Raw genomic sequence first — 24,084 nt, forward strand, 5'->3', positions numbered from 1 at the left:
GAGGCAATCATAAAATATAAAATAAATCCATAGCAATATGTAAATCTATATATTACTAATTATTATATAAACTAGATAATCGATTATCAACATATCCGAATATAGCAATAGATTATGCCCGTGTATCGAACGGTAATTTAGGAACTCCGTAAATCTGCACCTTTCCCTTATAATTTACGGCTACATACATGATCCCCTTCCGATAATCCATATCTTCAACCTCCATACCGCTGGTATATGGCATAATACTTTGAACATCACCGCCTTTATTTACAAAAACAAATGACGACAAAGTTGTAAAAATGGTACTGCCATTATGAGCATAAGCCCCATTATTATTTAGATTGCTATGTTGGGCATTGATTCTAGCAGAACGTAATCGTTTAAACCGTGCATCATAATAATTAATAGTTCGATATGTATTGGTTAAAGGTAAAATGGATACAAATTGATTCAATTCAGTATCATAAGCCAGATTAAAAACTTTATCACTCAGTTTGATCGGACTTTCCACCTCTAATGTATCCGCATTGATGGGCGTCACCATATAACCATTAACTATCGCATTGGTAGTATAGAGCTTATTCGTCTTCGGATTATAGGTCAATGTATTCATGTGTCCTAAATTATTTTTATCTTTATATTCATAACGATTAACGACGTTAAAATTGCTCGGATCCAATTCATAAATAATCTGTTTTGTACTCTCTTCGTTAATGCATGCTAACACGAACACATCTTTCTTCGAATTATAACAAAACCCCTGACATTGATTAACGCCTTCATTTAAAGGTACTGTTGCTAATAACTTTAACGACATAGGTGTTTGAACCTCTGATACACGACGCTCCACAGTCGGCATCATTATTAACGTATTAATATAATCTAAAATTGCCTGATCCATAAATACTCCTCATTAAATTCAAACTAAAGCATTTAACATAAAAACTAATAAGAACTAATAAATCCAATGAAATATATAAGAATTTAATATATAAAAATAGGCGGCAAGACATAAAGCCTTACCGCCTAAGTTTGGTGCCGGAGGTGGGACTTGAACCCACACGGTGTTACCCGCTTGATTTTGAGTCAAGTGCGTCTGCCATTCCGCCACTCCGGCATTTCGGAACATTTGTAATTATACCTAAACGCCCAAATGATGTCAATATATTTTTATTTTTTATATAAAATTTTTTGAACAGCTTCCATATCCGAATCGGATTGTTGTTTCCATGTCAAAGCTACAGCAGTGATATAACCCTTTCGAGCATACTCCACATCAGTCGGAACAGCCTCCGCACCATAATCCAGTTCACCGGCTAACCAGTAATAATCCTGACCTCTCGAATTAATACGAGCATCAATGATATTACTATAAGTTTGTAAGCCTTGACTCACTATTTTAAAATGATCCCAATCACATACACCTCTTAGTGGAAAGTTCACATTCAACAATCCCGGAAACTGACCGGACACATAGATTTTTTCTATCAAATCATGAATAAATGGATGCATCTCTTCCGCTCTTTCCGTGGAGTAACGCTCCACGGATAATGCCAATCCTGGAATACCGTAAAAACAACTCTCCATAGCCGCTGATACTGTTCCTGAATACAGCACATCGGAACCTAAATTGAAGCCATGATTAATGCCTGAAACAACTAAATCGGGTATATCATCCGTTAATAAATAACTCAAACCGAATTTCATACAATCCGACGGAGTCCCTGTTAGTGCATAGAGGCGAGGATTTTCATCCTCGCCATTATAAGCATCTAACTTTAAAGGATTTTCCGTAGTCAATGCATGTGATTTGGCACTTTGCTCCACAGCAGGTGCCACAACGGTAATGCGATAAAACTGTCCTAAATAATCAGCCAAATTACGTAAGCCACCGGCTAATATACCGTCATCATTACACATTAAAATATGCATATCTACTCCTGAAAAGTCTATTTTCTACTCTTTTTATTCATGTCGCCCATACGAGTCAATTTGACATCATATAAGCCTACCGCACGTGTATGCTGCGTATGAGACCACACCTTATTATGCCGTCTGAAAAAGCCCAAAATATTAACGGGAATCCACGAATATACAAATAAAGGATATAACAAATAATAGAGCCAGATCTTAGGCGGCACCTTAATTTTTAACAATACTACAAGCGGAAACAGGTATTGTCCCACACCGATAATGGTCCATACAGACATCGGTAAAATCTGATAAAGAATATTGGTATAAATAGGTATATACGCATTAATATAAGATAACACTAAATATATAGTAGTCATCAATAAGAAATACGGTTGACTCACCTGAAATATACCGTCCAAAATCATAAGATTTCCCGTTTTAATGCCTATAGCAAACAGCTTTGGTATATACCGCCCTGCACAATCAAACTGACCTTGTGCCCATCGTAAACGCTGCTTGCAAGATGCCATCATGGTCGTTACCTTTTCATCATATACGATAGCATCATGAGCCCAGCAGGTACGAACACCGTGAGTCAATAATTTCATGGAAAACTCCATATCTTCCGTCAAGCTGTTACAATCCCACCCGTATTCTCTGATAACAGACGTACGAATACACATGCCGGTTCCACCTAAAGCAGTAGATAAGCCAACCCGATATTTTGCCAAATGCCACATATGATTAACCATCCAGAAAGCGATGGAAAATGTACCTGCCACCCAGGAATCTGTAGGATTCTTAGAGTTAAGATATCCTTGAATAACGGACTCGCCCTTCTCTAAATGATCATTCATTTCTAACATAAATTGAGGATGTACTAAATTATCGGCATCAAAAACAAGAAATGCATCATAATGAGTATCCATTTTCTCAACGCGGTCAAACATCCATCCCATGGCATACCCTTTGCCGACCTCATCTCTGTTGACGCGCACATGCACATTGGCACCTGCCGCTTCCGCAACCTCTGCAGTCTTATCGGTACAGTTATCAGCTACAACAAAAATATCATATAGTTCATCAGGATAATTCAAGCCACGTAAATTTTTTACCAGCTCTCCCACTACAGTTTCCTCATTATGTGCACATACCACAATGGCAAAAGAATTCTTCGGCGTGTAATTTTTATGTACCCCTGACCGCCACATACCAATAACGGCTAGTACAAAATAATAAATCGTATAAATCACGATTATTACCTGCATAGGAATCAATAATAGATCCAGTAGGTAATTCATACTAATATCCTCCACACACCTATTTACGCACTATATTTATGGCCGAGTTACAAAGCCCAAACAACACATACCCGGCGAAAATCATAACAGCCCATGTATGCCAGTCATACACGAGACATGCTACTACAAAAACTAAGGTAACGGCAATTGCGATGTAGTTAATGCGCACCGCACTATGACCTTTAAAATCAGGATATTTTACTTCGCTAACCATGAGAATACCCACACAAATCATGGCTACCGCAAGCACAAGCTGAGGCACCGACACACCACACAATACATACGTTGCCGCCAAACAGCCGGCCGCAGGAATCGGTAACCCCTCAAAATATCCATGAACTTCATCAGTTTTAATGTTAAAACGAGCTAAGCGAAAGGCTCCCAAAACGGCAAATGCCAAAAGTGGTATATACGCTACCCATCCTAAACCGAATAATTCCTTCGTATATAACATATAGGCAGGAGCCACACCAAATCCGACTACATCGGATAAAGAATCCAATTCGCGTCCCATAGGACCTGCTACGCGCAATGCACGTGCTACACGACCATCAAGGCCATCTGCGGCCAAAGAAAGCAAAATACATATAGCTGCCGCAAATGAATTCCCTGTAGCAGAGAAAGTGATACTGATAACACCAAATGCTAAATTAGCAGCGGTAAATAAATTAGGAATAACAGACTTATTCATGACGCAACCTCCCTATAACGGTATCTCCGCCCGTAATATGTTGACCTTTTTCCACGAACAACTCTACATCCTTGTCCATATACAGCTCAGTACAAGAACCGAATTTTATCATTCCGTACAATTGTCCACGCTCAAGCATACTGTCAAGATCTGTCCAAGATACGATGCGTCGAGCTAAAAGCCCTGCAATTTGTGTTACCAATACAGCAGTACGATCATTTTCGATACAAATTGTATGTCGTTCATTTTCAAACCCTACATCTTCTTTAAAGGCAGGCAAAAAACTTCCCATCGTATAATGACGATATGTAATCTTTCCGCCGATAGGTGCTCGGTTTGCATGTACGTCAAATACGGATAAGAATATGGTAACTTTTTTACATTCCCGATGTAGATATATATCTTCATAAACATCTGAAATATCCATGATTTTACCATCCGCAGGGGATAGAATTAAATCCGGATCTTGAGGGATAACGCGTTTTGGATTTCTGAAGAAATTGATAAAAAATAAAGCCAAGATAAAAGGAATAATAGCGATAATATAATATCCAAAAAACGCCAATACCGCTGAAAGAACGAGCATAGCACCAATCAGCGGGAACCCTTCTTTTATAATTGGTCCTGTAGGCACAATTCAACACTCCTCTATTTATTTCTAATAACCGTCCACATAAACTTAGGAATAGCCAACATTCGGCCGATCCGTTTAGGTTCTAAATATAATCGATACAACCATTCAAGTCGATTTTGCTGCATCCAATGTGGAGCCCGAGGAATATTACCGGCCAGAACATCAAATGATCCTCCGATACCGATAGCTACCACACCATCGAGATGACTCAAATTTTCTGAAATCCATTGTTCCTGTTTTGGAACACCTAAAGCAACAAATACAAGCTTGGCTTTGGAATCACCAATGGCTTTTATGATTTTCTGTTCTTCTATGCTATCGAAAAATCCATCATGAATTCCGACAATATTCAAAGGACCGATTTCAGCAGATAAATTATCAATCGCTCGCTGAGCAACACCTGGTGCCGCCCCTAAGCAGTATACAGGAATTTGATGAGTCGCCGCAACCTTAAATAATTCCTTCGTTACATCCACACCGGTCACACGTTCCGGTACATGTTCACCGTTACGCTCTGCAGCCCATAAAATGCCAGCCCCATCCGGTACGACAAGACTAGCATTATTCAATATGGTATGCAATGTAGGATTTTCATTTGCCAACATAACCATTTCTGCATTAGCCGTTGCTACTAAATGTAGCCCCGGCTCTGCAGTTAGTTGTAAAATACGTTGAACCGCCTCATTCATTGTTAAACAATCAATAGGCACAGACAAAACAGAAATACGTTTACTCAATGTAATACTCCATTATAGACCACTATAATTTGGTGCTTCCACTGTAATACTTACATCATGCGGATGACTTTCTTTCAATCCCGCCGCCGTAATTTGAATGAATTGAGTATTCTCAATCATCTCTTGGATGTTATGGCATCCGCAGTATCCCATGCTCGCACGCAAACCACCAACCATTTGGAAAATTGTATCGGTCAACATACCTTTATAAGGTACGCGACCTTCTATTCCTTCAGGGACCAACTTCTTAGCCTCTGTCTGGAAATAACGATCTTTACTGCCCAGTTTCATGGCACCCAAGCTGCCCATACCACGATACACCTTATAGGATCGCCCTTGATAAATCACTGTTTCTCCGGGACTTTCATCAGTGCCGGCCAAAATATTCCCCATCATGACCACATTAGCGCCGGCTGCAATAGCCTTTGCGATATCGCCTGAGTACTTGATTCCTCCGTCAGCAATGATAGGAATACCATAACGGCGACCGACTTGTGCCGATTCATATACAGCTGTAATTTGAGGTACGCCTATACCGGCAATAACGCGCGTAGTACAAATGGAACCGGGCCCGATCCCAACCTTAACAGCATCAGCACCGGCTTCTATAAGAGCCTCTGTACCGGCCGCTGTCGCCACATTGCCGGCGATGACGGGAATATGAGGATATGCCTGTTTAATCTCCTTAAGTGTACGAAGCACGCCTGCAGAATGGCCATGAGCGGTATCGACGATAATTACGTCCGCCTTAGCAGACACTAATGCATCCAAACGGTCATACAGATCCTTGGATACACCTACGGCAGCACCGACCAACAAACGGCCGTTGCTATCCTTTGCTGCATTCGGATATTTTGTGGCTTTCTCAATATCTTTAATGGTAATTAAACCTTTTAAATTACCATCTCCATCTACAAGGGGCAGTTTTTCTATACGGTGTTCACTTAAAATAGATTTTGCCGACTCCAGGGATGTCCCTTCCGGTGCAGTTACAAGCCCTTCCCGCGTCATACAGTCACCGATTTTTCGAGTTAAATCAGTTTCAAATCTCATATCGCGATTTGTTATGATCCCTACTAGTTTACCATGTTCTGTTATAGGTACACCAGAAATTTTATATTTTGCCATAATTTCAGATGCATCTGAAAGCAAATTCTGCGGACTTAAATAGATAGGATCAACAATAACACCATGTTCAGAGCGTTTCACTTTATCTACTTCATGTGCCTGTTCCTCTATGGACATATTTTTATGAATAACACCGAGGCCTCCTTCACGAGCCATAGCAATAGCCATTCTCGATTCGGTAACCGTATCCATTCCGGAACTGATCATCGGGATATTTAATGTAATATCACGTGTTAAATGACTTTTCAATTCTACTTCATTTGGTAATACATCAGATGCAGCAGGCACTAACAATACATCATCGAAAGTTAAGCCGCGCATACCGAATTTATCGTTTCTCATATTTCCCTCCCGTATAATAAAACAAAACTACGACCCTCCCAGCCCTGAAGGGCTGGGCAGGACAGTCGTAGCTTTAGCGTTCAGACCGCAAAATGCCGCCTTCCATATAATCATCTTTTTTCATATCTACGAAGATTACCTTTACCGCATCTGCCGGAACCTTAACGATTTCCACGGCTGCCTTCGTAATAGCTTCACCTAACTGTTTTTTCTGTTCTTTTGTACGCCCTTCAACGAGCTCTACATGAATAAGTGGCATAGTTACCTCCATAGATGAAAGAAATAAATTGTTTGTTCTATTATACGGTATGAAGAACTGTTACACAAGGGGCAAAGCCAGATAAAATCTATATTATTGCCACTTATGAACTTATAACTTCTACCTCTTAATTATACAATATTCTTAAAAATTTTTCACCAAATCTTTTTTCTAACTCGGGTTTCATAACTGATTCAAGCCGTTCCATGCCAAAAGCCTCGGCATAATGTAATACATCCTGACGCGCTTTCACGAGAATGTCGATATCCTTAATAATATTGGCGACCCGCAGATCAGGTAATCCGGATTGAACCAGTCCGAACAGTTGTCCCGAGCCTCGCAACAACAAATCCTGTTCCGCCAATTCAAACCCGTCCTGTATCTGCTCCATCAGTTTAAGTCGCTCCCGGGTCAAATCATTTTTTGCATCGCTCACTAAAATACAGTACGATTGTGCTGTACCGCGCCCTACACGGCCCCGCAACTGATGTAATTGTGATAAACCGAATCTTTCGGCCCCTTCTATGCACATAATCGTCGCATTCGGTACATTCACACCTACCTCGATAACAGTCGTCGATACGAGCAATGAAATATCACCATTATAAAAGTCATTCATAATGGTCTCTTTTTCATCAGGCTTCATCCGCCCATGAATAAGCCCGACATTGAAAGTCTTATAAAAATAATTTTTAAGTTCGATATATAACTCTTCTGCCGCCTGTAAATCTAATTTCTCCGATTCCTCTACGAGAGGACATACTACATAAACTTGTCGGCCTTCTGCCATTTCCTTTCCAAAGAAGGTGCGCAATCGTTCCGTATACGAACCATCTACCACATAAGTTCTGACCGGTTTACGCCCCGGCGGCATTTCTTTGATTAAAGATACGGCTAAGTCTCCATATACGGACAGTGTCATTGTACGAGGTATAGGTGTAGCGGTCATAATCAATACATGAGGATATTCCCCCTTTTTTTGCAATCTGGCCCTCTGTTCGACACCAAATCGATGTTGTTCATCAATGACGATGAGACCTAGTTTAGAAAACTGTACGCCTTCCTGTATCAGTGCATGAGTTCCCACAACGATACTAATAGTACCGTCGGCCAGCCCCGCATATATACGCTCTTTCTCTTTTTTACCCGTGGACCCGGTCAACAGTTCAATAGAAATTTCCAAATTATCACACAGATTGCGAATACCTTCATAATGTTGAGCCGCCAGAATTTCTGTAGGCGCCATCAACGCCCCCTGGAATCCGTTTTCAACAGCTTTGATCAAACTCAGTGTAGCTACAACGGTCTTACCCGATCCTACATCGCCTTGTAACAGACGTTGCATAGGTCTTTCATCCTCCATATCCGAGGAAATATCCTGAAAAGCACGCTCTTGATCTCCGGTTAAGGAAAATGGCAGTTCTTCAATACAACGCTCTATTAAAACTCCGTTCGGTTCCATTTTAAAGCCTTTATGCCGTTGTTCCTTATTTCTCAACAACGCAAGACCTGCCTGCATAACAAACAGCTCTTCATAAGCCAATTGGTGACGGGCCAGTTCATACTGCTCCGAAGATTCCGGAAAGTGCATCGCTTTAAATGCATCATAACGATTCATATACTGATGGTTTGATAAAATTTCTTCAGGCAGAATTTCATCCATCGCCTCATGAGATTGAAACCAATTCCTTACAGCCGACCGTACTACAAATTGGGATACACCATCTGCAAGAGCGTAAATCGGCACGATACCACGGTCCGGTTCAGCAAACTCCCCCAAATTTTCTATTTGAGGAGTATTCATCTGCATGGCACCATATTGAAACTCGGCCTTTCCATAGACATAAAGGCGCTGTCCGATTTTATAAAAATTCTTTTTATATCCTTGGTTAAATAATACGATTTTTAACGATCCTGTCCCATCAGTAATGACAATATCCAAAATAGATAAACGGGACCTCGGTCTTTTTTCTTGAATACCGGATACTACACCAACAACACCACCGGTCATTCCCGTTTTTAAATCTCCAATCTTATAGATGGTTCGTCGATCTTCATAGGTACGAGGGAAATAGGTTAACAAGGACGTAATATTGTTAATACCCAATTTATGTAGTTGTTTCTCCCGACCCGGACCTACGCCTTTAATCGTAGTTAAACTTTCATCCATAAGAACTCCTCTAAACCTCCAAATGATTGCATGATATATCCATTTTTACATATCATTGTACAAAAGACCTGTCATATCATAAAATATGATATATAGTATACTTTATATTGTAGTATATTTCATAAAAAGAGCAATATGTACTATAAAACACTTGCTTTAACCTAACCTTTATGATAATATACTTTTGTTATGTTATAGATTAAGCTTGGAGGTGGAAACTATGGCAAACCTTTGCGAAGTATGTGGCAAATCCACATCTAGCGGCATGAACGTGAGTCATTCTCACATTCGCACAAGAAAGACTTGGAAACCGAACATTCAAAGAGTACGGGCGGTTGTAGACGGTGCTACAAAAAAAGTAAATGTATGCACACGCTGCCTTCGTTCTAATAAAATTACACGCGCGTAAAATAAAAAGTACATGTACTCTTCAAGGCTGCAAAGTCTAAAAAAGAAGTTAGTTCAAATGAACTAACTTCTTTTTTATTACAAAGTAATGTTAGGAATGTAATACTGCTTAAATAGCTTGATAGCATATTGATCTGTAAGACCCGCTACATAATCCACCACATCACGGGTCGAATAAAATCCTTCCCGATTAGTACATTCCTCCATGTCATGCGGATGTTCCATAAAATGGACAAATAGATTTTTAACCACATGAGAGGCTTTACTTCGATCCGGAATCAAAGCCGGAGCCAGATAAACATGCTTAAACATAAACTTACGTAATATATTCATCGTCATCTCCACGGTATCTGACATGGCGATAGCCGGTTTATCCAAAGATTCTCGAACCATATCCTCTACCATAGCGGTAATCATACTGGACGGAGTCATACCAAAATGCTCACGAACCTCTAACGGCAAATTCTCCGCCTGTAGCATTCCGGCCCGCTGCGCATCATCAAAATCATGACACAAATAGGCAATTCGGTCTACAATGCGAATAATTTGTCCTTCCAAGGTAACGGGAATCGTCGGTCCCGTATGTCCTAAAATACCGTTCCGAACAGCGGATGTAAGATTTAAACCTTGATGTTCTCCATGTTTTTCTAATACTTCCACCATTCGTAAGCTTTGTTCATTATGATTAAAATGCCCAACCATATCGCGTAAGGCATACTCCCCTACATGTCCAAACGGAGTATGACCCACATCATGTCCCATAGCAATAGCCTCGACTAAATCTTCATTAAGACGTAATGCACGGGCTACGGTACGGCCGATCTGCCCTACCTCCAATGTATGGGTCATACGCGTCCGGTAATGGTCCCCCGGCGCAATATACACCTGGGTTTTGTGTTTTAATCGTCTAAAACATTTACTGTGAATGATGCGATCTCGATCACGTTGAAATGCTGTGCGAAGCGGATCAGGAGCTTCATCCTCATCTCGAACGACATCGCGGCTCTTTGCCGCATAAGGAGACAAAAGCAGTTCTTCTCTCTCCTCTATTTGTTCCCGTATATTCATTTACCCTCCAGTCCACGGTTACGATCGATGAGTTGCATCACAAGGGAAGCCGTTTCCTCTATAGATTTATTGGATACGTCCAGCACTTGGCAATGTAGACGTCTCATAACAGCTTTTGCGTATTCCAGTTCCGCCTGAATACGCTCAATGGATGCATAATTTGCTTCATCTTCTAAGCCGATAGCGCGCAACCGTTCACTACGAATATTATTTAATTTGAAAGGATCTATAATCAGACCCACGATTTTCTTTGCCGGAATCTTAAATAACTCTTCAGGCAACGGCACTTCCGGTACCAACGGCAAGTTAGCCGCTTTAATTTTTTTATATGCTAAAAACATGGAAAGCGGAGTTTTACTTGTTCTGGATACCCCTATGATAACGATATCCGCCTTTTCAAAGCCCGACGGATTTTTACCGTCATCATATTTTACAGCAAATTCAATAGCCTCCACCTTTTTAAAGTATTCCTGGTCCAGTTTATGAACCATACCTGCCGTCATACGAGGCTTAGTCGTGGCTACCGTACCTACCGCCTCTAAAACGGGACCCATAATATCCACAGCCGGAATCTTGTATTGAGCCACCTTCTCATGTAAATATTTACGTAACGACTCGGATACAATAGTGTGACAAATTACATGGTTGCCTTCTTTTGCATCGGCTATAATTTCATCAATTTGATCCTTACTGTCAATATATGGAATTCTAACAATTTCAATCTGCTCTTTATCATACTGACTGGCTGTGGCACGTGCCACGGCTTCAGCGGTTTCCCCGAGGGAATCCGATATCGCATATATAATCTTTTCTACCATTCTCAAAACCTCAATGAATACTACATTCTAAAAATATTTTTGTCACAGTTGTTTTCGATACTCGGCCAACAACCTTTAATCGTTTCTTATGCCCCGAGTCCTCCCGAACTACAACAGGCAAAGAATCCACCTCATAATCTATCATCTTCTGCGCCGCTTCTACCAATGTATCTGTAGGCTCCACGGCGATTACTTTGCTCACAGGGGTCATAATCATAGATATAGGCATAGTATGTGAATCCATTTGTCCCATAGAGGCGCGTAATAAATCCTTTCGCGACACAATACCGACTAAATAGGAATCATCACAGACAAGAATTGTTCCTACATCCTCTGTAAATAATGTTACAATCGTATCATATAAATTCGTATTATCATTGACAACCACGGCTTGAGATAACACATCGGACACTCGAAATGACTTCAGACGTTCCGCCGTCTGTGTTTCCTTTGAAAGTCCTACATAATAATATCCCACATTAGGTCGCGCATCGAGAACCCCGAGCATAGTCAGTACAGCCAAATCTGACCGTAATGCGGATCTTGTGACCTCTAAGTGCTCAGCAATTGCACTACCCGTAACAGGACCTTCTTCACGAACAATCTGAGCAATTTGTTCTTGTCGTTTCGACAGTTTCACACCGTAACCCCCTTTCATCTCTGACTGTATTATATCCTATGTTTCCATTCAGAAAAAGAGGAGACCCGAAAGCCTCCTCATTTCCGCACATATTAACTATGAAATTACCATACTAATTCATCAGAATCCTGACGACCGCGACCGGTCATGGCATCTAACATGATGCGTTGTTCCAATTGAGCCACCATTTTTTTCGTACTAACCACTGCATCAGGGTTAACGGAAATAGAATCGATGCCACTCTTTACGAGGAATTCACAAAGTTCAGGATATACGCTTGGTGCCTGTCCGCAAATAGATACGGTTTTACCGTCCTTATGAGCCACTTCAATGAGATGATGAATCGCTCTACGCACCGCTAGATTCCGCTCATCATAAATATGTTGAACAGTTTCATTATCCCGATCACAACCGAGAACAAGCATCGTCAAGTCATTGGAGCCGATAGAATACCCATCAACATATTGATTAAATTGATCAGCCAAGATGATATTGGCAGGAATTTCAGCCATGAGCCAAATCTTAAAATCCTTACCGCGCACAAGACCTTCTTCTGCCATTAAGCCCGTTACAAGTTTTGCTTCTTCCACGGTACGACAGAACGGAATCATAACTTGCAAATTCTTAAATCCAAATTCATTACGTACTTTTTTAATAGCTTCCAATTCTAATTTAAAAGCTGGTAAATATTTTGGATCATAATAGCGAGATGCGCCACGCCAACCCAATAAGGCACTGGACTCATGAGGCTCGTATTTATCTCCGCCTTTAAGGTCCCGATATTCACTGGATTTAAAATCGCTTAAACGAACTACCACTTGTCTAGGCGCCAACGCCTGACATACTTTACGCATACCTTCCGCCAAAGTATTCACGGCTACGTCACTACGCCCCGTTTCAATGAGATGTAACGGATGTTCATGAATGAAGGTTGTCCATATAAACTCTTCACGCATAAGACCGATACCGTCACAAGGTAATACCCCATATTTTTCAGCTAAGTCAGGGTCACCTAAGTTCATATAAATCTTAGTCCCCGTTACAGGCACATATTCAGTAGCCACAGCAGCGGAAGCCTGCACTTCAGGTTTCTTGACGATATCCTCTACAATACCGTCATAAACGATACCATTTGTAGCATCAACCGTAATCATCTGACCGTCTTTAATAGATGTGGTCGCTTCATGACTGCGGCTCTTGGTACCTACAATACACGGAATACCGAGCTCACGGCTGACGATAGATGCATGACAGGTCATACCGCCCGCATCGGTAACGATAGCTTTCGCCTTTTTCATAGCCGGAACCCAGTCAGGGGCCGTCATAGCAGTTACAAGGATTTCCCCTTCTTTGAACTCATCGATATCCTCAGGATTGATGATAACATGAGCCTTACCTGCTGCATTACCAGGAGAAGCAGGTAGACCTTTTACAACGATATCACGATTAGCTGTTGCTGCTGACATATCTGTAGTCTGAGGCGCATCAGATTTCTGCTTACGGGACCAAACGGTTTCCGGACGTGCTTGCAGAATCCAAATTTTTCCGTTTCTTTCATCAACGCCCCATTCCATATCCATGTAGCAACCGTAATGTTTTTCGATTGCTTTCGCATATTCGGCAAGCTCCAATACCTGCTCATCAGAAATAACTTGAGCCTTTGCCTCATCGCTTGGAACAACCTCTTCAACGCAGTCGCCATCAGCCTTTCGAACAAGACGGACATGTTTATCATTGATCATGCGGTCCGTAATTTTCATTTTTGCTTTATCCACACGGAAATTATCGGGCGTTACAGTCCCCTGTACAACATATTCACCAAGGCCCCAAGAACCTTCAATAAGAATATTATTATCATCACCGGTTACAAGATCAACCGTAAACATAACGCCGGCGGCTTTAGAGAATACCATCATCTGAACAGCGGCACTCAACGCGACCGTCATATGGTCAAAACCTTGTTTTACACGGTAATATGTTGCGCGGTCCGTGAAAGTAGATGCGTAGCATTCTTTTACTTTCTCAATGATAACATCGGCACCGCGTACATTTAGATACGTATCTTGTTGACCGGCAAAACTCGCATCCGGTAAATCTTCAGCAGTTGCACTGGAACGAACCGCTACAAACGGATCTTTCTCCTTAACCTTTTTACCTAATTCTTCATACGCTTTACGAATTGCCTTTGCTAAATCCTTAGGCATTTTTTCTTCGCAAATCATACGGCGAATCTTAGCACACACTTCGCGCAATAATGCAGAGTTTTCTACATCATCCAAAGCATCCAGTTCAGCTCGAATTCTATCCTCCAAGCCTGTTTCTTTCATAAATTCACGATACCCATAAGCCGTTGTAGCAAAGCCGTAAGGTACAGGTACATTAGTGGAGGATGTCAATTCCCCTAAGGAAGAAGACTTACCACCGACTAAATTAACATCTTCACGTTGTAATTCATCAAACCAAAGTACGTATGCTGTTTCGCGATTCATGTGAGAACCTCCTAAATTAATTAGTGCAACACATTAAACCTTTTACACATAAATAGTATACCTTAATTTATAATCTGTCAATTTTTGTGGGCATTATTATGTAAATGAATATCCCTATATATATCTAAAAAGTTCTTCAGTACCCGCCCAGTCAGTCCCCATATGGTGTATTGTTTATAGGGATAGAAATAGACAGAGTAGTTTTGTCTAATTTTCCAATCGATATTGTAGCCCTCTAATAAATGGAACGGAAAATCGCGCAACGGTCTTGTAGCTATGTCAAGGTGTCCTACAGTTGGTTCCATATCTAACAGATACCGTAGTGGAACGGTAAACACCTCACTTACCTCATCGATATTCGGTTTGAATTGACCGGTATGCAGTCGTACTGCTACGGCATATAGTTTTACACCTATGGCGGACACTAAACAATCTAAATTACCAAGTAGTTCAATTTTATCTAACCCTATACCTAGTTCCTCAGAGCATTCACGCATGGCAGCATAAGCACCGCTTTTATCATTAGGTTCACAGTGACCACCGGGAAAGCTGATTTCACCCGGTTGACGTCGCAACGTATTGCTACGTACGGTAAACACCACATGATCCTCTCCATCAATTTCTAATAATGGTACAGCTACTGCCGCAGTTATAACATCAATATCGGTAAGAACAGTATGTTCCCGCTGCTCTAAAAAGTTAGTTAATTTTTTATCCATATTATATAATCCTCTTACAAGTCAATATGATCCGCTTACAAATAATATTTAGCTTTATGGTATATGAATTAAGGTTTTATGTTTCAAGTTCATTTTTATATTTACTTTCATTATACATTAGCTTGTAAAAGATAATCACTAACTTATAGATAGTAAAATATCAATATCATAGATAGAAAAAAACTGTGACGGGCTTTCTGCACCCCATCACAGTTTTATATGAAGTTAAAATTTAGTTAAATATATTAAGTTAAATTAGTTAAATTTAATTTTCACAAATTTGCGTTTACCTACTTGAAGAATCATGCCGTCTTCAAGAGTAATATTTTCTTCGCTATATTTTTCACCATTTACTTTGAAAGCACCCGCCTTAATAGAGCGACGAGCTTCACCATTGGATGCGGTCAAACCGGCATCTGTACAGAACTGCGGTACAAAGATTGGTGCTGCTGGCGCATCCATAGCATATTCGGGAATATCCGTAGGCATAGCGCGTTGTTGGAATACGCGTTTGAATTCCTCTTCCGCCTCTAAAGCCGCTTCTTCACCATGGTACAAACGAACGATTGTGCGTGCTAACTGCATCTTCGCATCACGAGGATGCAATTCACCGGATTCAAGTCGCGTTGTCATGTCTTCCTGATCTTCGATAGACATATCGGTAACAAGCATGAAATAACGCATCATCAATTCATCAGGAATGGACATTGCTTTGCCGTACATTTCTTTTGGCTCTTCATCGATACCGATGTAGTTTCCTAAAGATTTACTCATTTTTTGAACGCCATCAAGGCCTTCCAATAACGGCATCGTGATAACCACTTGCGGTTCTTGACCTTCTATTTCTTGTAGATGACGGCCCATTAACAAGTTGAACGTTTGGTCTGTACCGCCAAATTCAACATCTGCATGTAATGCGACGGAATCTTGACCTTGCATCAATGGATACATGAACTCATGAACCCCGATAGGACGACCTTCTTTAAAGCGCTTATTGAAATCATCACGCTCCATCATTCGCGCAACCGTATAAGAAGCAGCCAAGCGAAGTACATCGGCAAAATTCATCTGTTCCAACCATTCACTGTTATCGCGAACGATGGTTTTTTCAGGATCTAAGACCTTAAAAATCTGTGCTTTATATGTTTGTGCATTTTCCAGCACCTGCTCTTTCGTAAGTGGCGGACGAGTTACACTTTTACCGGACGGATCGCCGATACGGGCCGTGAAGCCGCCGATAACGATCACAACCTGATGACCGAACTCTTGGAATAAACGAAGTTTACGGAGCGGCACGGTATGGCCCAAATGAATATCCGGTGCAGTTGGATCTAAGCCCAACTTTACAACTAAAGGTTTATTCTCCTTGATAGATCTTTCTATTTTTTTTACGAGATCTTGTTCGTTAATTAAATCCGCTACGCCATGTTTAATTTGACGCACTTGTTCTTGAGCACTAATCATGACAATCCTCCTAGAAATACTATTTTATAAGTATACCATTAACTATAAACTTTCACAATTATATATAGTATTGGTTTGATGCAATTTATGATATAATATTTACAACTGCGTAATAGATTTTACGTTATATTTACTAAGGAAAAAAGAGGTGACTCTATGAGTAACAACTCAAATACGAGAGCTCGCCGCCGCACATCAGGCGGCAGCAGTTCTGAACAGAAGAAAACCAATAGAAAACGTTTCTTTTGGATTATCACTCTTCTCATAATACTCATCGTAGCGGGTGGTGGTTGTGGTTTTATCAGTGCCACACTATCAAATTTACCGGATGTCTCAAACGTAAGACCTTCTGCATCATCTCAAATTTATGATGTTCACGGTAATCTCATCACTACAGTCCATTCAGTGGAAAACAGATTACCGGTACCACTCAAAGATGTACCGAAAGATCTACAGGATGCTTTCATCGCTACAGAAGACTCTCGTTTCTATTCCCATCATGGCATTGACCCAATCGGGATTTTGCGTGCCGTATGGGTTAATATTATTCATAGCGGTGTTTCTGAAGGTGGTTCTACAATTACACAGCAACTTGCCAGAGGTATGTTCTTAACACAAGACAGAACACTGAAACGTAAAATCTCGGAAGCGCTCTTAGCGATAAAAATTGAACAGAACTATACAAAACAAGAAATTCTTGAAATGTATATGAATCAAATTTACTTCGGTCAAGGTGCTTATGGTGTACAGTCCGCATCGCATGTATACTTCGGCAAGGATGTACAGGATTTGACATTGGCTCAAGCCGCTCTCATTGCCGGTCTTCCTCAAAGCCCTAACTACTACTCTCCTTTCAATAACTTAGAGGAAAGTAAAAAACGTCAGGCGATCGTATTGGGGCAAATGGTTAAATACGGTTATATTACACAAGAACAAGCCGATGAAGCTCGCCAAGCCGATTTAGGACTGATTGCTAAGCAAGAACAGGCTCATGAAGATTCAAATGCGTCATACTTTATCAACTATGTTATCTCTCAGGTTTCTGAAAAATATGGTGATGATGCTATCTATAAAGATGGGCTTAAAATCTATACAACGTTAGATATGAATGCTCAGAATGCAGCTGTCGCAGCTATGCAAAACCTCCCTAGCTTTTACAATGATCAAAATGGTCTACAACAGCCGCAAGGTGCCATTGTGGCCATGAATCCGCATAACGGTTATATCGTAGCCATGGTCGGTGGTCGTGGTGATGATGCCTTTAACCGTGCGACACAGGCGGAACGTCAGCCGGGTTCTGCTATGAAACCGTTTGTATACCTGGCGGCGATTCAAAGCGGTAAAACCCCTGGCTCCATCGTCGATGACAGTCCGGTCGATTTCAACGGTTGGCGTCCACAGAACTATGAAAAAGAATTCAACGGCGAGATTACATATCGCTATGCACTACAACACTCAGTTAACGTAGCGACTATTAAAATTGCCGATGAAATAGGCATGTCTAAGATTCTCCGTTTAGCAAAAGATATGGGTATTACTACTCTCACTGATAATGATAACAACTTGTCCACAGCTATCGGCGGTCTAACACATGGTGTAACGCCTCTCGAAATGGCACAGGCATACGGTGTACTCGCCAATGGCGGTATCAAAGTACAACCTACTGCCATCGTTAAAATCGTAGACAGAAACGGTCAAATCGTAGAGGAAAATTCAATTCAGGAAAAACGCATTATCGAAGAAAAAGATGCGGCTATTTTAACCAATATGCTTGAATCCGTAATAAATGGCGGTACTGGTGGCAATGCAGCAATCGGACGACCTGTAGCCGGCAAGACAGGTACTACAGATGACTCCAAAGATGCCTGGTTCGTAGGTTATACGCCTGACTTAGTCGCTGCCGTATGGATGGGTGATGATTATGGTACGGAAACATTGCACGGTATCACAGGCGGTACTACACCGGCTATTATCTGGGCACAATTTATGAGCAATGCACTTGCCAATACACCTGTATCCGATTTTAGTGTCCCTGCCAGCGCACAGTCAGCGATTCAGGAAGGTTACCGAAATCCTGTAAAAGAAACACCTAAACAGGAAGAAGTGAGAGAAACTCGACAATCATCTGAACGGGTAAGGAAAGATGAAAAAGTGAAAGAAGAAGAAAAGCCGTCTAAAGAGGAGGCTTCAGACTCAAAATCTCACTCATCTAAGAACTCAAAAAAATCCAGTAAAAAAGATCGTTAGACTATAAAAGCAACTATAAGTCATAGATGTCACAGAGGGCGGAACAATGTGTTCCGCCCTTTCTCTCTTTCATGTAAAAATGGTAGCGGATTCAACGCATCCGCTACCATTTTCATTACAATATTAATATTATGTATTATTAGGCTGAAATTTATTTTCACAACTGTTATCAACAACCGATATAAAAATCTAAATAATAGTTATTTAAGTACTACATTAGTAGCACCTGCACCGCCTTCATCATAACCGGCCGTTTCAAAATGCGCCACATGAGGCAATGTACGTAAATATTGATGAACACCTTCGCGCAATGCACCTGTTCCCTTACCATGAATAATTCGTACCTGGTTGACACCGCCCAGTAACGCCTGGTCGATAAATCGACCCACAGATACGGTCGCTTCATCTACGGTCTGACCGAGAATATTGATTTCCGTACGCACCTCTTTTTGTCGTTGAACCGCTGAACCGCCCATACGCTTTCTCATCTTAGGAATAGCACCCCTTTGTTCACGTTCAAGCTTGTGTCCTTCTTCTCGTGTTGCAGATTGTAATTCATTAATCTTAACCGTCGCGGTAAGTCCATTAATATCTACATTGACACGATTGCCCTTAACGGATAATACCGTTCCTAATGAACGCAGTGTCGTCACATATACGGCCTGACCGACTTTAATAGTATCCGGTGTTAAGCTTTTGCGATTGTCATCCACCGGTGCATCCGGTACATATACATTTGAAATCCCCTTACGAGCCGCATTAATGGCAGACTGTCTCTTATCCTTATTCATTTCAGAGAATTGAGATTTCAACTGCTTGATAATGGCCTCCCCTTCGACGCGTAAACTGCGTTTCATAGACTCCGCATCGGCTTGTGCCTTGGCTAAAATCTGCTTTCGCTTCTCATTGAACTGTTTCTTTTCCTTTTCCAATTGCCCCCGCATACGACGAGTTTCATCAAGTTCCTTTTTAAGGGCTCGCTCCCGCTCCGATGCCTTACGCAATTGTTCATTCAAATCGGAAAGAACTTCCTCCATTTCATGACTGCCGAATTGCGATTTATACTCCGATGCACGAGCCACGATATCCTTAGGAAGTCCCAACCGCGCGGCAATGCTCAACGCATGACTGCTGCCGGCTACACCGATATGTAAACGATAGGTCGGCTTTAATGTACGTTCATCAAATTCCACATGTCCATTTTCGATGCCCTCAGTATGATAGGCATAATTCTTAAGCTCATTATAATGGGTGCTGACCATCATAAGAGCGCCCTTTTGACGGAAAAATTCCAAAATAGATACGGCCAGAGCACTACCTTCTTCGGGGTCCGTACCGGATCCGAGCTCATCGAGTAATACGAGATCATTAGGCCCGCAATGTTTAATGATCGAAATAACCTGCGTCATATGCGCGGAAAACGTACTGAGACTGGCCTCAATACTCTGCTCATCCCCGATATCCGCAAAGATATTATGGAATATCGGCAACATAGAACCGTGATCAGCGGGAATAAACAGTCCACATTGATTCATCAGGCTTAATAAGCCCAATGTCTTAAGTGATACCGTCTTACCTCCCGTATTGGACCCCGTAATCAAAAGGATTCGATATGATGTACCCAATTGAATATTTGTTGGTACTACCATATTGGCAGGAATCAATGGATGACGGGCGCGCATAAGATTTACCGTTCGATCCGTGCTCAAAACGGCGGGTACACCTTTATAGGCAATGGCAAGACTCGCCTTACCATATACAAATTCAATATGAGATACTCTTTCACAGGCATCCATCAAATCATTACTATGCTGTTTTACAAGGGCTGAAAGTTCACGATAAATACGTATTACTTCCTGTTCTTCACCAATCAAAGCCTCCTGTAATTCATTATTTAAATTTACCAAGCGCATCGGCTCGATATACAAGGTCTGACCCGTTGCGGAACGATCGTGAATGAGTCCGTCAAAATACTGGCGATATTCTTGCTTTACAGGAATCACATAGCGGTTATTGCGCTGTGTGATAATCGCCTCTTGAAAATACTTTTGATTGTCCTTGTCATGCAGGATAGCTTGTATATCATGCTTGATCTTATCGCGTGTTTTAACGATGGTATTACGGAGACTTGCCAGTTTAGGCGATGCCGTATCCAGCAATTCCCCTTTATCATCAAAAACACGTCTGAAACGCTGTTCTAACCGATCTGTATTCGGCATATCCTGCACCCAAAGAGATAACAATGGATACTCCATATACTTCGTTCTAAAGAACTTCGTCATCCGCTTATAAGCCCCTATAGTGGAATAAATATCCCACAAGGCTTCACGGGTGAGTACAAAATCCTTTCGGCTATTCTTACAGGATTCGCGGATATCACGCGTTCCCCCCAATGGCTGTTCCACCTCGGTTTGCAACGACCGTACGGCTTCAGCGGTTTCATCAAGATTCTCCTGAATCGCTTTTATATCGGTCATCGGTTCCATCTGTATAGCCAACTCTTTGGCAATACTGGAACTGCAATGTTGCTGCAATTGTTCTTTTATATGGTGAAAGTCTAATACATTTTCGTTAAACAATGTACTACCTCGTTTATAAAATACCTCTAAAATAATGCCCCCGAGTAATAGGCGTATCATTCTTGCCTATACTCTTATGAGGAGCCTGTTTCTTTCCATTTTGAATAGCCACAGCCACATAATCCGTTACGATGTTACGTAATCTATTGGAATCCATATGGCGACCATCAATACGCAATATACGTAACCCCTTGCGCATTAACTCCGGCACATAAGAACGCATATCCATCTCATGACTGTTCATGATATGCATACGACAATACGGATCTGTACGCAACGGAAAAACTTCCCCTTTTCGATCCCTTAACGCATACTCTTCAGTAATACATGGCATAGGACAATTTTCTTTTTTTCCGGTACCCACGAAACCGGCAATAGCGCAGTATTCGGAAATCATCATTTCCGTATACCCATGAACCATCACCTCCAGGGGCAATATGGTAGACCTTTGCAATTGTACTAACTGTGTCAAAGTTAATTCCAAAGATGGTGCAATACTGCTCATATTAAAGTCCTGCCATACTGTTAAAGCACAACGATTAAATATATTGAGACCCGTATCGGCTTCAATGGCTCCGGTATAGTTTAAATCTCGAAGCCACAGTAATGCCTGCGGCACATGAATGGAAATGCTATCAGGTTTAGCCTCTACCATAGCTTGTAAGGTTTTCATATAAGCATCTACTTCATCATCTTTTATCACCCGCGGTGTAGCAAATGCACAGATAACCTCATGCTCTTTACAAAGATTTGAAACCTGCTCATAAACACGTGGTTCATAAGGTTTTCGTTGTAAGCGATCACCTCCGAAAATGATTTTCTTGGCGCCCCCTTCGATAGCGGCTGACACACCTTCTACTTCATCTACACGAACACTGATGATAGACCCTTCATATTGAATACTATGTTTAGCCACCATAGATGACATATCTCGGGGCTCTACGGATAATTTAGCCCATGAATCCTCATGAGCCTTAATTAATAAAGATTCCAAAGCCTCTGCAGCATCACGGCGCAATGTATTTAATACGCTCGCCGGCCACATATATGGTCCCTCAGGAATCGACATAGAGCCTAATGTAAATAATGTATTACCCAAACGTCCCACCTGGTTAGTGACTTTTTCTAATGATGTGGGCTTATTATTGGCATATACCGGTTCAAACTCATTAGATACGGTTACGCTGCGGCCATCATTCAAAACGAATGTGAGTTCTGTAAAAGCTCGCTCCGTTTCCGCATTGATCGTCAGATATCCATGAACTTCAAGTTTTGCCGTAAAATCCTGTAAACCACGCTGCTTTTGTGATTTAGGTGCAGATGCCAGATACACTTGTCCTGCTGCAAAGCCTTCATCAGGTTTACCCATAAAATGTTTATCATCAATTACCGACCAGTTTTGATCGATTTGATAATACGTAATGCTTCCCGATGCTTGCATCACCTTCAGTAATGAACCCTTTTCAATAGGCTCAGTCAGAATTAAATGAACTTGTCTCTTTTTTATAACCGCTTTGCCAATAGGTTTTCCCTGATTATTTGGAGCTACAACGGTCATCATCGATTTTCCTACATGATCTGTTAAATAATCTGTAGAAAATCCCCGATTAAAGCCTGCCGCCAATGCATCAGCATCGGATGATTCCATATGAGCCGTATCCAGAATATGTCGATATATACCGATAACCTGGCGTACATAGGACACCTTTTTCATGCGGCCTTCCACCTTAAACGATGTAACCCCTCCCGCAACCAATTCATTCATGTGCTCGCTATAATTTAAATCCTTGGGACTCAGTAAATAAGCTTCATGCTTCGGTAATAAACTCGTTCCCGACGAATTCAGCAACTCATAAGGTAGACGACAAGGCTGTGCACAGGCACCGCGATTACCGCTGCGTCCGCCGATGAAAGAACTCATCAAACATTGCCCGGAATAGCACACGCATAAGGCACCATGTACAAAAACTTCAATCTCCGCTGTGCAGTTTTTACAAATATGTTCGATTTCTGAAAGGCTCAATTCTCGCGCCAACACGACACGTGTAAAACCGAGATTTTCATAAAAACGAACAGCATCGAGTGTGGCCGCCGTCATCTGCGTACTGCCGTGAAGATGTAACTTAGGGGCCACCTGTTGTGCTAATTTAGCCACGGCCAAGTCTTGCACGATGATAGCATCGACACCGATACGCTCTAACTCCTTCAAATATTCAGCAAGGGCCGTAAGTTCAGAATCACCAATCAGGATATTTACCGTAACATAAACGGACACATCCAATATGTGCGCCATACGGATGGCCTCCGACAGCTCATCAATACCAAAATTCGCTGCATGAGCACGTGCATTAAATCCCTTACCGCCCAGATAAATTGCATCCGCCCCGGCCTCTAACGCAGCTATAAAATTTTCCATCGTACCGGCAGGAGCCAATAGTTCCATGGAGAGTCCTTTCTATCTCACTAAAGGTAT

The 24,084-nt window shown here is 41.5% G+C and carries 19 protein-coding genes and 1 tRNA gene; 2 read left to right on the forward strand and 18 right to left on the reverse strand.

The genetic code is table 11. The features are described 5' to 3' along the window. Positions 1 to 112: 112 nt before the first annotated feature. The 10 genes from VEHSUH05_RS07605 to recG all read right to left on the reverse strand — a co-directional run bounded on the left by VEHSUH05_RS07605 (position 113) and on the right by recG (position 9,179). Positions 113 to 904 carry a hypothetical protein gene (locus VEHSUH05_RS07605; protein WP_038115291.1) on the reverse strand — a complete coding sequence of 264 codons (792 nt, stop codon included), beginning with the start codon at positions 902 to 904 and terminating at the stop codon, positions 113 to 115. Between the two features lie 132 nt (positions 905 to 1,036). Continuing rightward, positions 1,037 to 1,120 (reverse strand) — tRNA-Leu (locus tag VEHSUH05_RS07610). 53 nt (positions 1,121 to 1,173) lie between these two features. Beyond that, a complete protein-coding gene (surE, locus tag VEHSUH05_RS07615; RefSeq protein WP_054673549.1) occupies positions 1,174 to 1,935 on the reverse strand; it encodes a 5'/3'-nucleotidase SurE in 762 nt (253 codons plus the stop codon). A 17-nt stretch (positions 1,936 to 1,952) separates the two neighbouring features. Then, positions 1,953 to 3,218, reverse strand: coding sequence for a glycosyltransferase family 2 protein (locus tag VEHSUH05_RS07620; protein WP_105091225.1), 1,266 nt, complete (start codon positions 3,216 to 3,218; stop codon positions 1,953 to 1,955). Between the two features lie 19 nt (positions 3,219 to 3,237). Next, positions 3,238 to 3,909, reverse strand: coding sequence for a CDP-diacylglycerol--serine O-phosphatidyltransferase (gene pssA / locus VEHSUH05_RS07625; protein ID WP_038115299.1), 672 nt, complete (start codon positions 3,907 to 3,909; stop codon positions 3,238 to 3,240). After that, positions 3,902 to 4,543 carry a phosphatidylserine decarboxylase family protein gene (locus tag VEHSUH05_RS07630; RefSeq protein ID WP_038115301.1) on the reverse strand — a complete coding sequence of 214 codons (642 nt, stop codon included), beginning with the start codon at positions 4,541 to 4,543 and terminating at the stop codon, positions 3,902 to 3,904. Before VEHSUH05_RS07630 ends, pssA begins: the two co-directional genes overlap by 8 nt. A gap of 14 nt (positions 4,544 to 4,557) precedes the next feature. After that, positions 4,558 to 5,280 (reverse strand): WecB/TagA/CpsF family glycosyltransferase, encoded by a 723-nt coding sequence (locus tag VEHSUH05_RS07635; RefSeq protein ID WP_105091226.1) that lies wholly within the window; start codon positions 5,278 to 5,280, stop codon positions 4,558 to 4,560. Positions 5,281 to 5,292: 12 nt separating this feature from the next. Continuing rightward, positions 5,293 to 6,750: an IMP dehydrogenase gene (gene guaB, locus VEHSUH05_RS07640; protein ID WP_038115308.1), complete on the reverse strand. Its 1,458-nt coding sequence runs from the start codon at positions 6,748 to 6,750 to the stop codon at positions 5,293 to 5,295. Positions 6,751 to 6,823: 73 nt separating this feature from the next. After that, positions 6,824 to 7,009 (reverse strand): 4-oxalocrotonate tautomerase, encoded by a 186-nt coding sequence (locus VEHSUH05_RS07645; protein ID WP_038115311.1) that lies wholly within the window; start codon positions 7,007 to 7,009, stop codon positions 6,824 to 6,826. Positions 7,010 to 7,136: 127 nt separating this feature from the next. Further along, positions 7,137 to 9,179, reverse strand: a complete 2,043-nt coding sequence (gene recG, locus VEHSUH05_RS07650) for an ATP-dependent DNA helicase RecG (RefSeq protein WP_105091227.1) — start codon at positions 9,177 to 9,179, stop codon at positions 7,137 to 7,139. Positions 9,180 to 9,399: 220 nt separating this feature from the next. Here recG and rpmB point away from each other — a divergent pair, with 220 nt between their 5' ends. Then, positions 9,400 to 9,588: a 50S ribosomal protein L28 gene (gene rpmB, locus VEHSUH05_RS07655; protein WP_005386334.1), complete on the forward strand. Its 189-nt coding sequence runs from the start codon at positions 9,400 to 9,402 to the stop codon at positions 9,586 to 9,588. A gap of 77 nt (positions 9,589 to 9,665) precedes the next feature. On the opposite strand, the gene VEHSUH05_RS07660 is transcribed toward rpmB, so the two are convergent. From VEHSUH05_RS07660 to tyrS, 6 genes are all read right to left on the reverse strand, one after another. Beyond that, entirely contained in the window at positions 9,666 to 10,655 is a 990-nt protein-coding gene (locus VEHSUH05_RS07660; RefSeq protein WP_105091228.1) for a deoxyguanosinetriphosphate triphosphohydrolase, read from the reverse strand. Beyond that, on the reverse strand, positions 10,652 to 11,473 hold the full coding sequence (locus VEHSUH05_RS07665; protein ID WP_038115318.1) for a pyruvate, water dikinase regulatory protein: 822 nt from the start codon (positions 11,471 to 11,473) through the stop codon (positions 10,652 to 10,654). Before VEHSUH05_RS07665 ends, VEHSUH05_RS07660 begins: the two co-directional genes overlap by 4 nt. Positions 11,474 to 11,483: 10 nt before the next feature. Continuing rightward, positions 11,484 to 12,113, reverse strand: coding sequence for a transcriptional regulator CcpN (ccpN, locus tag VEHSUH05_RS07670; protein WP_084214611.1), 630 nt, complete (start codon positions 12,111 to 12,113; stop codon positions 11,484 to 11,486). 104 nt (positions 12,114 to 12,217) lie between these two features. Beyond that, a complete protein-coding gene (ppsA, locus tag VEHSUH05_RS07675; RefSeq protein ID WP_105091229.1) occupies positions 12,218 to 14,602 on the reverse strand; it encodes a phosphoenolpyruvate synthase in 2,385 nt (794 codons plus the stop codon). A 77-nt stretch (positions 14,603 to 14,679) separates the two neighbouring features. After that, complete coding sequence (locus tag VEHSUH05_RS07680) at positions 14,680 to 15,321, reverse strand: NUDIX hydrolase (RefSeq protein ID WP_105091230.1); 642 nt, start codon at positions 15,319 to 15,321, stop codon at positions 14,680 to 14,682. Between the two features lie 255 nt (positions 15,322 to 15,576). Next, on the reverse strand, positions 15,577 to 16,785 hold the full coding sequence (gene tyrS / locus VEHSUH05_RS07685; protein WP_105091231.1) for a tyrosine--tRNA ligase: 1,209 nt from the start codon (positions 16,783 to 16,785) through the stop codon (positions 15,577 to 15,579). 156 nt (positions 16,786 to 16,941) lie between these two features. Here tyrS and VEHSUH05_RS07690 point away from each other — a divergent pair, with 156 nt between their 5' ends. Further along, the gene (locus VEHSUH05_RS07690; protein WP_038115328.1) at positions 16,942 to 19,032 is read left to right on the forward strand and encodes a transglycosylase domain-containing protein; all 2,091 of its coding nucleotides are present in this window, start codon (positions 16,942 to 16,944) and stop codon (positions 19,030 to 19,032) included. A gap of 200 nt (positions 19,033 to 19,232) precedes the next feature. On the opposite strand, the gene VEHSUH05_RS07695 is transcribed toward VEHSUH05_RS07690, so the two are convergent. Together VEHSUH05_RS07695 and VEHSUH05_RS07700 are read right to left on the reverse strand one after the other, a co-directional pair. After that, a complete protein-coding gene (locus VEHSUH05_RS07695) occupies positions 19,233 to 21,611 on the reverse strand; it encodes an endonuclease MutS2 (protein ID WP_105091401.1) in 2,379 nt (792 codons plus the stop codon). Between the two features lie 13 nt (positions 21,612 to 21,624). Next, positions 21,625 to 24,054, reverse strand: a complete 2,430-nt coding sequence (locus VEHSUH05_RS07700; RefSeq protein ID WP_105091232.1) for a U32 family peptidase — start codon at positions 24,052 to 24,054, stop codon at positions 21,625 to 21,627. Between the last annotated feature and the right edge of the window lie 30 nt (positions 24,055 to 24,084).

The organism is Veillonella denticariosi JCM 15641, assembly GCF_002959855.1.
GTDB lineage: Bacteria > Bacillota > Negativicutes > Veillonellales > Veillonellaceae > Veillonella > Veillonella denticariosi.

Bases quoted from the DNA above. Each gene is read 5' to 3' on its own strand.
- VEHSUH05_RS07605 (WP_038115291.1), bottom strand. From the start codon at position 904: ATGGATCAGGCAATTTTAGATTATATTAATACGTTAATAATGATGCCG.
- surE (WP_054673549.1), bottom strand. From the start codon at position 1,935: ATGCATATTTTAATGTGTAATGATGACGGTATATTAGCCGGTGGCTTA.
- VEHSUH05_RS07620 (WP_105091225.1), bottom strand. From the start codon at position 3,218: ATGAATTACCTACTGGATCTATTATTGATTCCTATGCAGGTAATAATC.
- pssA (WP_038115299.1), bottom strand. From the start codon at position 3,909: ATGAATAAGTCTGTTATTCCTAATTTATTTACCGCTGCTAATTTAGCA.
- guaB (WP_038115308.1), bottom strand. From the start codon at position 6,750: ATGAGAAACGATAAATTCGGTATGCGCGGCTTAACTTTCGATGATGTA.
- VEHSUH05_RS07645 (WP_038115311.1), bottom strand. From the start codon at position 7,009: ATGCCACTTATTCATGTAGAGCTCGTTGAAGGGCGTACAAAAGAACAG.
- recG (WP_105091227.1), bottom strand. From the start codon at position 9,179: ATGGATGAAAGTTTAACTACGATTAAAGGCGTAGGTCCGGGTCGGGAG.
- rpmB (WP_005386334.1), top strand. From the start codon at position 9,400: ATGGCAAACCTTTGCGAAGTATGTGGCAAATCCACATCTAGCGGCATG.
- VEHSUH05_RS07660 (WP_105091228.1), bottom strand. From the start codon at position 10,655: ATGAATATACGGGAACAAATAGAGGAGAGAGAAGAACTGCTTTTGTCT.
- VEHSUH05_RS07665 (WP_038115318.1), bottom strand. From the start codon at position 11,473: ATGGTAGAAAAGATTATATATGCGATATCGGATTCCCTCGGGGAAACC.
- ppsA (WP_105091229.1), bottom strand. From the start codon at position 14,602: ATGAATCGCGAAACAGCATACGTACTTTGGTTTGATGAATTACAACGT.
- VEHSUH05_RS07680 (WP_105091230.1), bottom strand. From the start codon at position 15,321: ATGGATAAAAAATTAACTAACTTTTTAGAGCAGCGGGAACATACTGTT.
- tyrS (WP_105091231.1), bottom strand. From the start codon at position 16,785: ATGATTAGTGCTCAAGAACAAGTGCGTCAAATTAAACATGGCGTAGCG.
- VEHSUH05_RS07690 (WP_038115328.1), top strand. From the start codon at position 16,942: ATGAGTAACAACTCAAATACGAGAGCTCGCCGCCGCACATCAGGCGGC.
- VEHSUH05_RS07700 (WP_105091232.1), bottom strand. From the start codon at position 24,054: ATGGAACTATTGGCTCCTGCCGGTACGATGGAAAATTTTATAGCTGCG.